Origin of the sequence: Spirillospora sp. NPDC000708, assembly GCF_040299565.1 — a bacterium.
Classification (GTDB): Bacteria; Actinomycetota; Actinomycetes; order Streptosporangiales; family Streptosporangiaceae; genus Spirillospora.
Window position 1 is genome coordinate 43,111 of sequence record NZ_JBEPCJ010000079.1, and the last position, 8,635, is coordinate 51,745.

Genomic DNA, 8,635 nt, shown 5'->3' on the forward strand with positions numbered 1-8,635 from the left:
TTCCCCGCCCCCGACCGCCGTCGAGGCGATCGGGGCGGCGAGACGTCTGCGAGCAGCGAGACGTCAAGGACGGTGGGGCGTCAGGAGCGCAGGCGGCTGACCTCGTACAGCGCGATCCCGGCCGCCACCCCGGCGTTCAGCGACTCCGCCTTGCCCGGCATCGGGATCGTCACGAGCATGTCGCAGGTGTCGGCGACGAGCCGGCCGAGGCCCTTGCCCTCCGAGCCCACGACCAGCACGAACGGGCCCGTCGCGATCTCCATGTCGCCGATGGTCACGCCGCCGCGCGCGTCCAGGCCGGCGACGAAGCAGCCTGCCTTCTGGTACGCCTTCAGCTGCCGCGCCAGGTTCGTCGCCTGCGCCACCGGGACCGTCGCGAGCGTCCCCGCGGACGACTTCCACGCGCCCGCGTTCACCCCCGCGGCGCGCCGCTCCGGCACCACCACGCCGGTGGCGCCGAACGCCGCCGCGGACCGGACGATCGCGCCGAGGTTGCGCGGGTCGGTGATCCCGTCGACCGCGACGATCAGCGGGGACGTCCCGGTGAGCAGGTCGTCCGGATGCGCGTACCGATACGGCTTGACCTGCAGCGCGATGCCCTGGTGGACGGCACCGTCGGTGAGCCGGTCCAGCTCGTTCTTGCCGGTCTCCAGCAGCGGGATGCCGCGGTCGGCGGCGATCTGGATCGACTCGCGGACGCGCTCGTCCGTGCTCGACGTCACGTACAGGGTGCTGCCGGGCACCCCCGCGCGCAGCGCCTCCACGACCGGGTTGCGCCCGGTGACCAGCTCGGGGACCTCACCGTTCGCGCGGCGCGCTCCGGCGGGACGGCCCGTCGTGGGGCGGCCGTCGGTGGTCCGCGCCGCGCGCGCGCCCGGGCCCAGCGTCTGGGTGCCGGTCCGCTTGGCGCTCTTGACGGCGCGCGCCTTCTGGCGCTTGCCGTGCCAGTGCCGGTCCTCGGCCTTGGGGGTGGGACCCTTGCCCTTGCGCTTGGCCATTGTTCGGTACGCCCCTCGCGACGATTGCGTGCTCGCCCTCGCGGCTGTCGGGCGGCTGGAAACTCCGGGGCGCGCACATGCAGGCGCCCGCGAACATGCCATTTTATCCGCCGCGGCCAGTGCGCGACGCCCGCCGGACCGAACCGCCCGCCGGGGAGGGCGGGCGGCCTGGGCCGCGGCCCCGGCCCGGCGAGGCCAGGGCCCCGGGTTCGGCCAGGTCAGGGCCAAAGGGCGGCGAGATCAAGGCCGGGGGGCGGCCAGGTCAATCGCGCTTCAGTTCCCAGCGGGCGCCGTGCGGGGTGTCCTCGACGACGATCCCGGCGTCGGCGAGGCCGTCGCGGATGGCGTCGGCCGACGCGTAGTCCTTGCGGGCCCGCGCCGCCTGCCGCTGCTCCAGGGCCACCGCGACCAGGGCGTCCACGACGGGACGCAGATCGTCGCCGCCGCCCTGGCTCCACTGCTCCGACAGCGGGTCGAGGCCCAGCACCCCGGCCATCGCCCGGACGGACGCCAGATGCCCGCGGACCGCGTCCTCGTCCCCGGCCGCCAGGGCGCTGTTGCCCTCCCGGACGGTCTCGTGCAGCGTCGCGAGCGCCTGCGGGACACCCAGGTCGTCGTTCATCGCGGCCGCGAAGGCCTCGGGCACCGAACCCGCCGGCTCTCCCGCGCCGACGACCTCGCTCGCCCGCGTGACGAACCCCTCGATGCGCTGGTAGGCCGACACCGCCTCGGCAAGCGCCGCGTCGGTGTAGTCCATCAGCGACCGGTAGTGCGCCGAGGCCAGGTAGTAGCGGATCTCCGCCGGACGGGCCTTCCCGAGCAGGTCGGGCAGCAGCACCACGTTCCCGACGGACTTGCTCATCTTCTCGCCGTCGACGGTCAGCAGCCCGTTGTGCAGCCAGTACCGCGCGAACCCGTCGCCCGCCGCGCGCGACTGGGCGATCTCGTTCTCGTGGTGCGGGAAGATCAGGTCGACGCCGCCGCCGTGGATGTCGAAGACCGGCCCGAGGTACTTGGTCGCCATCGCCGAGCACTCCAGGTGCCAGCCGGGCCGCCCGTCGCCCCACGGCGTCTCCCAGGACGGCTCGCCGGGCTTGGCGCCCTTCCACAGCGCGAAGTCGCGCGGGTCGCGCTTGGCGTCCTCGTTCGGGGTGTCGCCGGTCGGCCGCATGTTCTCCAGCCGCTGGTTCGACAGCTCGCCGTAGTGGTCGGCCCAGGACTTCACGTCGAAGTACACGTCGCCGGCCGCGGTGTAGGCGTGCCCGTTCTCGATCAGCCGCCGGATCAGCACGATCATCTCCGGGACGTGCCCGGTGGCGCGCGGCTCGATCGTCGGCGGCAGGCAGCCGAGCAGGTCGTAGCCCTGCGTGAAGACCCGCTGGTTGCCCTCGGCGACCGCGAACCACGGCACGCCCAGCTCCGCCGCCACCGCGATGATCTTGTCGTCGACGTCGGTGACGTTCCGCGCGAACGTCACCTCGTAGCCGGACGCGCGCAGCCACCGCAGCAGCACGTCGTAGATGACACCGGACCGGAGGTGCCCGATGTGCGGAGAGGCCTGCGGCGTCGCACCGCACACGTACATCCCCACGCGGCCCTCTTCGAGGGGCTCGAACGTGCGGACGCTACGGGTACCGGTGTCGTAAAGGCGCAGACTCACAGCCCCAGGTTATTGGATAGGCCCCTGCCCGCGCGGACTCTCGCGCACCCGCGCCCGATCCGACGGTCCCCTCCGGACGGGCCCGGAGGGGACCGGGGGCGGTGCCTCGCATCAGGAGGAGAAGGTCTCGGCGAGGCGGGCGGCGAAGGCGGGGGCCTCGGCGCCGAAGCCGCCGTGGTCGCCCGGGTAGGTCTCGGCGGGCTTCCCGAGGCGCTCGGCCAGGGCGAGACCGGCCCGGTGGGGCGGCTCGCCGGCGGACTCCGCGCCGACGGCGACCGTGATCCGGACGGGCGACTCGCGCACCCTCCCGACGTCGAGGGAGTGGCGCCCGAAGCCGGGCACCTCGTAGCCGGCGAAAAAGTCGGTGTTCTTCTCGAAGCGCGCGAACATCTCCAGCATCTCGGGGCTCGGCGCCTCCGCGGCCTCGGAGGACCCGGCGGCCTCCCCGAGGCCCTCCGCCTCCCCCGCATTCCCGGGCTCCCCCGCATTCCCGGGCTCCCCCGCGTTGTCGGGCTCCCCCGCGTCGTCGGGTTCGCCCTCGCCCCCAGGTTCACCCTCGCTGCTGGGCTCGCCTTCGCTGCCGGGCTCGTCGCCGCCGGACATGCCCATGGCGGCGCCGAAGACGCCCATCGCGGGGCCGACGCCGCCTTCCCGATAGGCGCGCTCGACGTCCACGATGACCGACTCCCAGTGGTCGGCGTCCGGCAGCAGCCCGAGCAGCGGCGGCTCGTGTGCGACGACCGCGCGGACCTGCTCGGGATGCCGCGCCGCCAGCTCGAGCGCGATCTGCGCGCCGGAGCTGTTGCCGAACACGAAGGCGGGGCCGCCGGCCACCGCGCCGAGCAGCCGGGACGCGTCGTCGGCGTGGACGGCGATCTCCTGGCGCTCGGGCGGGCCGGTGAGCGGGCTGCGGGAGTTGCCGCGCCGGTCGTAGGTCACGACCGTGTAGCGGTCGGCGAGCAGCCCGGCGAGCCCGGCGTAGCCCGCCGCGTCGTAGATCCCGCCGCAGATCAGCAGCAGGACGGGCCCGGACCCGCGCACCTCGTAGTGCAGGGAGACGCCGGGGACGTCAAGGGTTCGCGTGGTCGTTTCCATCGTGGTCTTCTCCGTCGAGTCGTGCGATGCGGGCTTCGAGGTAGCGCTGTTCCGGGAGGCTCGTGGTGCCGCGGGCGGCCTCCCGGTAGGCGCGGCGGGCGGCGGCCGGGTCGCCCGCCTGCTCCAGCAGGTGGGCCCGGACGGCCGCGAGCCGGTGGTGCTCGGACAGGCGCTCGTCGCCGTCCAGGGTCGCCAGCAGGTCGAGGCCGGCGCGCGGGCCGTGCACCATCGCGAGCGCGACGGCCTCGTTCAGCGTGACCATCGGGTTCGGCGCCAGGTGCGACAGCAGCCGGTACAGGGCGAGGATCTGCGGCCAGTCGGTGTCCTCGGGGCGCGGGGCCTCCGCGTGGACGGCGGCGATGGCGGCCTGCACCTGGTACGGGCCGGGCGCCGACCAGGTGAGGGCGTCGGTGATCAGCCGGGTGCCCTCGCCGATCGCCCCGGCGTCCCAGCGCGTCCTGTCCTGCTCGGGCAGCGGGACGAGCAGCCCGTCCGCGCCGGTGCGGGCGGGCCGGCGGGCGTCGGTCAGCAGCATCAGGGCGAGCAGCCCGGTGACCTCCCCGTCCCCGGGCAGCAGCCCGTGCACGGCCCTGGCCAGCCGGATCGCCTCCGCCGTGAGGTCGGCGCGCTGCAGGTCCGGGCCGCTGGACGCGGTGTACCCCTCGTTGAAGATCAGGTACAGGACGTGCAGGACGGCGCGGAGCCGCTCGTCGCGCTCGGCCGGGGGCGGCGGGGCGAACCGGGCGCCGGTCGCCTTGATCCGCTGCTTGGCCCGGCTGATCCGCTGCGCCATCGTCGCCTCCGGCACCAGGAACGCCCGCGCGATCTGCGCGGTCGTCAGCCCGCCGACCGCGCGGAGGGTCAGCGCGACCTGCGAGGACGGCGTCAGCGCCGGATGGCAGCAGAGGAACAGCAGGGTCAGCGTGTCGTCGCGGTCGCCGGGACGGTCCTCGCCCGGAGCCTCCTCGCCGGCGGGCACCTCGCGCAGCGCGACGGCGGCCTCCCGGTCGCGGCGCGCGCGCTCGCTGCGCCACTGGTCGGTGAGGCGGCGCGTCGCGACGGTCAGCAGCCAGCCGCGCGGGTTCTCCGGGACGCCCTCCTCCGGCCACTGGACGGCGGCGGCGAGCAGCGCCTCCTGGACGGCGTCCTCGCACGCGTCGAACGCGCCGTGCCGCCGCACGAGGGTCCCGAGGACCTGCGGCGCCAGCTCGCGCAGCAGGTCCTCGACCGCGACGGGCACGGTCACATCTCGCTTCCGGCGTGGTGCATCACGGGGCGGACCTCCATGCGCCCGCCGAACCGGACGTCCGGCCACCGCGAGGCGATCTCGACGGCCCGCTCCAGGCTGTCGCAGTCGACGGTGAGGTAGCCGGCGAGGTGCTCCTTCGCCTCGACGAACGGGCCGTCGGTCACGGCGGGCAGCCCGTCCTTCTGCCGGACGACGCGGGTGGTGGACGGGTCGGCGAGCGCCTCGGTCACCACGAGTTCGCCGCGCTCGGTGATCTCCTTCATGATCTCGTCGACCTCGCCGAACAGCTCCTGGCGCTCCTGCTCGGTCAGCTCCTCGACGAACCCCGGCCGGTTGAAGATCAGCAGCATGTACTTCACGGTGTCTCCTCGTTCTGGTGGCGCGGCCTCTCGCGGCCGCCCCGGTCCCGGTGGCGGCCCTCGTCGGCCGCCCGTCACCCACTGATCGGAGCCGCGGCCGGTTCCTCGACATCCTTCCCGAAGAAATCTTCGGATCCCCGGAAAACCTCCGGAGGGCGTCCCGTGCCCGGTGCCGGCCGCGCGGGCTCGCACCTGCCGGGACGTGGGTCAGGCCACCGGGTCCGTGGGGGCGTGGGGAGCCGCCCGCGCGTCAGTGGGTGCCTAGTAGTTCTTTGATCTGGTCGCAGAGGAGGGTGAAGGGCAGGGCGTCGGGCATGTGGCCGGCGACCGCGGCCAGGTCGGGACGGCCGCCGTACGAGCGCACGGTCACCAGCCCGTCCTCGATCCCGACCTCGCGGACCGCCCGCCATGGGACTCGCTGGCCGTCCTTCTCAACGCCTTCCAGGTCGACGGTGAAGGGCCCCAGCCGCACGGCCTCGCCCGCCTTGACCGCCGCGAGGTGCCGGGGCACCGCGCGGCGCGTCACCTCGGCGGCGATCGTCTCGCCGAGCAGCCGGACGCCCGGGAGCTCGTCGCCGAAGCGCAGGACGTGTCCGTCCGAGCTCACGACCGTGAAGCGCCACCGCGTCCCGCCGGCCGGCCCGGAGCCACCCGCGCCCAGGGTCGAGCCGCTGGACGATGCCGGAGCCCGGCCCCCAAGGTGGACGCCGGAGACCGTCACCGAGACCAGGTCGTCCCACACGAACACAGCGGCGTCGCCGCCCGGTCCGCGGGTCGCGAGCGTCCCCTGCGGGGTGTGCCCTCCCCACGTGTCGCCCTCCCCGCGTGCGTCCCCATGCGCGCGATGGGCGGACGTCGAAGTGGCGCCGCCGGCGGGAGGTGGGGACACCAGGAGGCCACCGGTGTACAGGTGCACGACGGGGGCGCGTTTCCACACGATGCCCCAGCCCGCGATCCACCCGGCGGCCGCGGCGCAGCCCATGGCGATCACGGTGAGCGGCGCGCCGAGCCAGGCGCGGCCGGACAGGAAGGCGGCGACGGCGAGCGGGACCAGCACGGCCACGGCCGCGGCGAGCGCGGCCAGCCAGGTGAGCGCGCGGCGCCGGGCCGGCCGTGCGTCGAAGGCCCGGACCGGCTCGCCGAGACCGGGCGGCTCAGCCATCGCCCTCCCGCTGGCCGGAGGTGCGGGCCCACGTCCACGCGTACTCGGGGTCCTCGCAGCGGCGCGCCGCGGCGCCCAGCCGCAGCGGACGGAACGTGTCGATCATGACGGCCATCTCCGTGGTGCGGTCGTGCCCCTGCCGCACCGCCTCCACGACCGCCTCGACGGCGCCCGGCTGCGGCCCGTGCGTGAACCCCGACGGATGCAGCGAGATGGAGCCGATGCCGATCCCCGAGCCCTTGCGGGCCGAGTAGTCCCCGGCGACATAGAACATCATCTCGTCGCTGTCGACGTTGTGGTGGTTGTACGGGATCGGCACGGCCCGGTCGTCGAAGTCGAGGGGACGCGGGCAGAACGAGCAGATCACGAACCCCGGGCCCTCGAACGTCTGGTGGACGGGCGGCGGCGCGTGCGTCCGCTTCACGATGGGCTCGAAGTCGTTGATGTTGAAGACGTAGGGGTACAGGTAGCCGTCCCAGCCGACGACGTCGAACGGGTGCCGCAGGTACGTCAGGCGCGACAGCCCGTTCCGGTTGCGGACGAGGACCGGCACCTCGCCGCCGTCCACCAGGAGGGGTTCGGACGGTCCGCGCAGGTCGCGCTCGCTGTAGGGGGCGTGCTCCAGGAACTGCCCGTACTGCGACAGGTACCGCTTCGGCGGCCTGATGTGCCCCCTCGCCTCGATGACGAGCGCGTGGAGAGAGGCCCCGCCGCCCCGTTCCGGCAGCACCCACCGGTGGATGGTCCCGGTCGGGATGACCACGTAGTCGCCCTCGCCGGCGTCGAGCGCCCCGTAGGTCGTCTCGACCCTCGCCCGCCCGGACTGGACGTACACGACCTCGGCGCCGGCCGAGTTCCGGTACAGCTCGCTGGTGGCGTCCGCCGCGACGAACGAGAGCGTCACGTCGTCGTTGCCGAACAGGATCTGCCGGCCGAGCACCATGTCACCGCCCTCGGGCAGGTCCTGGGTGCGGTAGGCGCGCGGCTGCAGCGGATGGTTCGGGGCGAGCCCGGCGCCGTCGGCGGCCCCGTCCCGCACGCCCTCGCTCTTGGTGATCGCCGTCGGGGCGTGCCGGTGGTACAGCAGGCTGGAGTCGGAGGTGAAGCCCTCCTCGCCCATCAGCTCCTCGGCGTACAGGCCGCCGTCCGGCCGCCGGAACTGCACGTGACGCTTCCGCGGGATCTCCCCCACGGCCCTGTAGTACGGCATCGCCGCCTCCCATCGGGGACGCCTTCGTCCCCTTACGGTACGTCTTCACCCGTGTCGCGGCGGGACCCTCCGACCCCGACGCCTCCATGTTCGAGGCCGCGCGCGGCGAACGGCAGCAGAACGTCGTTCTGTGGTGAACGTTCAAGGTGCCGCGATCATGGCTGCGACCAGCGGATACGCGGTCATGAGCCGCCGCCCCTGTCCTCTTGGCCCGTAGCTGGCCCGCCGTCGGAGTTTTCGCAGGTCAGCGTGTCGCCGTCCGAGAGGGCAGCGTCAACGGCAGCGTTCGCGGCTTGCTCCATGCCGTCGAACCAGTGCGCGTATGTGGTGTAGAGCATCTGTACCGAGTGCCCCAGCCGCCGGGCGACCTCGGTTGCCGGAACGCCCGAGTTGAGCAGCAGGGACGCGTTGCCGTGCCGCAGGTCATAGGGCCGCTCCGCCAGCCGCGAGGCCCGCTCAGAGCCGCTCAGAGCGTTCTTGCGCGCCTTGCCCCAGACGCGCCGGTAGGTCTGGCCGGTCACGGGCGCGAAGTCGTCGCCTTCCCAGAACAGCCGCCCATCCGGCGCCGTGCCGTAGCGGTCGATGTGCGCCCGCAGGATGCCGACGAGCACGGGAGGAATCGGCACCGGCCGCACCTCACCGGGCGCACGGTGCTTCAGCTCCCGCCGCGCCCACCGGTCCCCGTCTTCCGTCCAGGCGGCATCGATCTCGGGACGGTTGCCCGCCAGCAGCAGCGAGCCCCACCCCTGACGCGGCAGCGTGCAGTCTTGGACGCACAGCGCCCGCACCTCACCGGGCCGGGTCCCCGCGTAGTACAGGGTGGCGAAGAACGCCGCCAGGTGCCCGCGTGCCTCACCGGCCGCCGCCAGCAGCGCGCGAGCCTGCCGCAGCGACGGCACCCG

At 74.0% G+C, this 8,635-nt stretch carries 8 protein-coding genes; all 8 read right to left on the bottom strand.

Annotated elements, in window-relative coordinates:
• Positions 1 to 80: 80 nt before the first annotated feature.
• Positions 81 to 998 (bottom strand): 23S rRNA (guanosine(2251)-2'-O)-methyltransferase RlmB, encoded by a 918-nt coding sequence (rlmB, locus tag ABT299_RS39345; protein WP_500253848.1) that lies wholly within the window; start codon positions 996 to 998, stop codon positions 81 to 83.
• 262 nt (positions 999 to 1,260) lie between these two features.
• On the bottom strand, positions 1,261 to 2,658 hold the full coding sequence (cysS, locus tag ABT299_RS39350; RefSeq protein ID WP_500253849.1) for a cysteine--tRNA ligase: 1,398 nt from the start codon (positions 2,656 to 2,658) through the stop codon (positions 1,261 to 1,263).
• A 111-nt stretch (positions 2,659 to 2,769) separates the two neighbouring features.
• Positions 2,770 to 3,753, bottom strand: coding sequence for an alpha/beta fold hydrolase (locus ABT299_RS39355; RefSeq protein ID WP_500253850.1), 984 nt, complete (start codon positions 3,751 to 3,753; stop codon positions 2,770 to 2,772).
• Positions 3,728 to 4,999, bottom strand: coding sequence for an RNA polymerase sigma factor (locus tag ABT299_RS39360; RefSeq protein WP_500253851.1), 1,272 nt, complete (start codon positions 4,997 to 4,999; stop codon positions 3,728 to 3,730). The genes ABT299_RS39355 and ABT299_RS39360 overlap by 26 nt, the downstream gene beginning before the upstream one ends.
• On the bottom strand, positions 4,996 to 5,352 hold the full coding sequence (locus tag ABT299_RS39365) for a YciI family protein (protein WP_194737203.1): 357 nt from the start codon (positions 5,350 to 5,352) through the stop codon (positions 4,996 to 4,998). Before ABT299_RS39365 ends, ABT299_RS39360 begins: the two co-directional genes overlap by 4 nt.
• A 259-nt stretch (positions 5,353 to 5,611) precedes the next feature.
• Positions 5,612 to 6,523, bottom strand: coding sequence for a DUF6585 family protein (locus ABT299_RS39370; RefSeq protein WP_500253852.1), 912 nt, complete (start codon positions 6,521 to 6,523; stop codon positions 5,612 to 5,614).
• Positions 6,516 to 7,733, bottom strand: a complete 1,218-nt coding sequence (locus ABT299_RS39375; RefSeq protein WP_190860795.1) for a homogentisate 1,2-dioxygenase — start codon at positions 7,731 to 7,733, stop codon at positions 6,516 to 6,518. Before ABT299_RS39375 ends, ABT299_RS39370 begins: the two co-directional genes overlap by 8 nt.
• A gap of 182 nt (positions 7,734 to 7,915) precedes the next feature.
• A partial coding sequence (locus ABT299_RS39380) for a tyrosine-type recombinase/integrase (RefSeq protein ID WP_500253853.1) occupies positions 7,916 to 8,635 on the bottom strand: 720 nt, incomplete at its 5' end.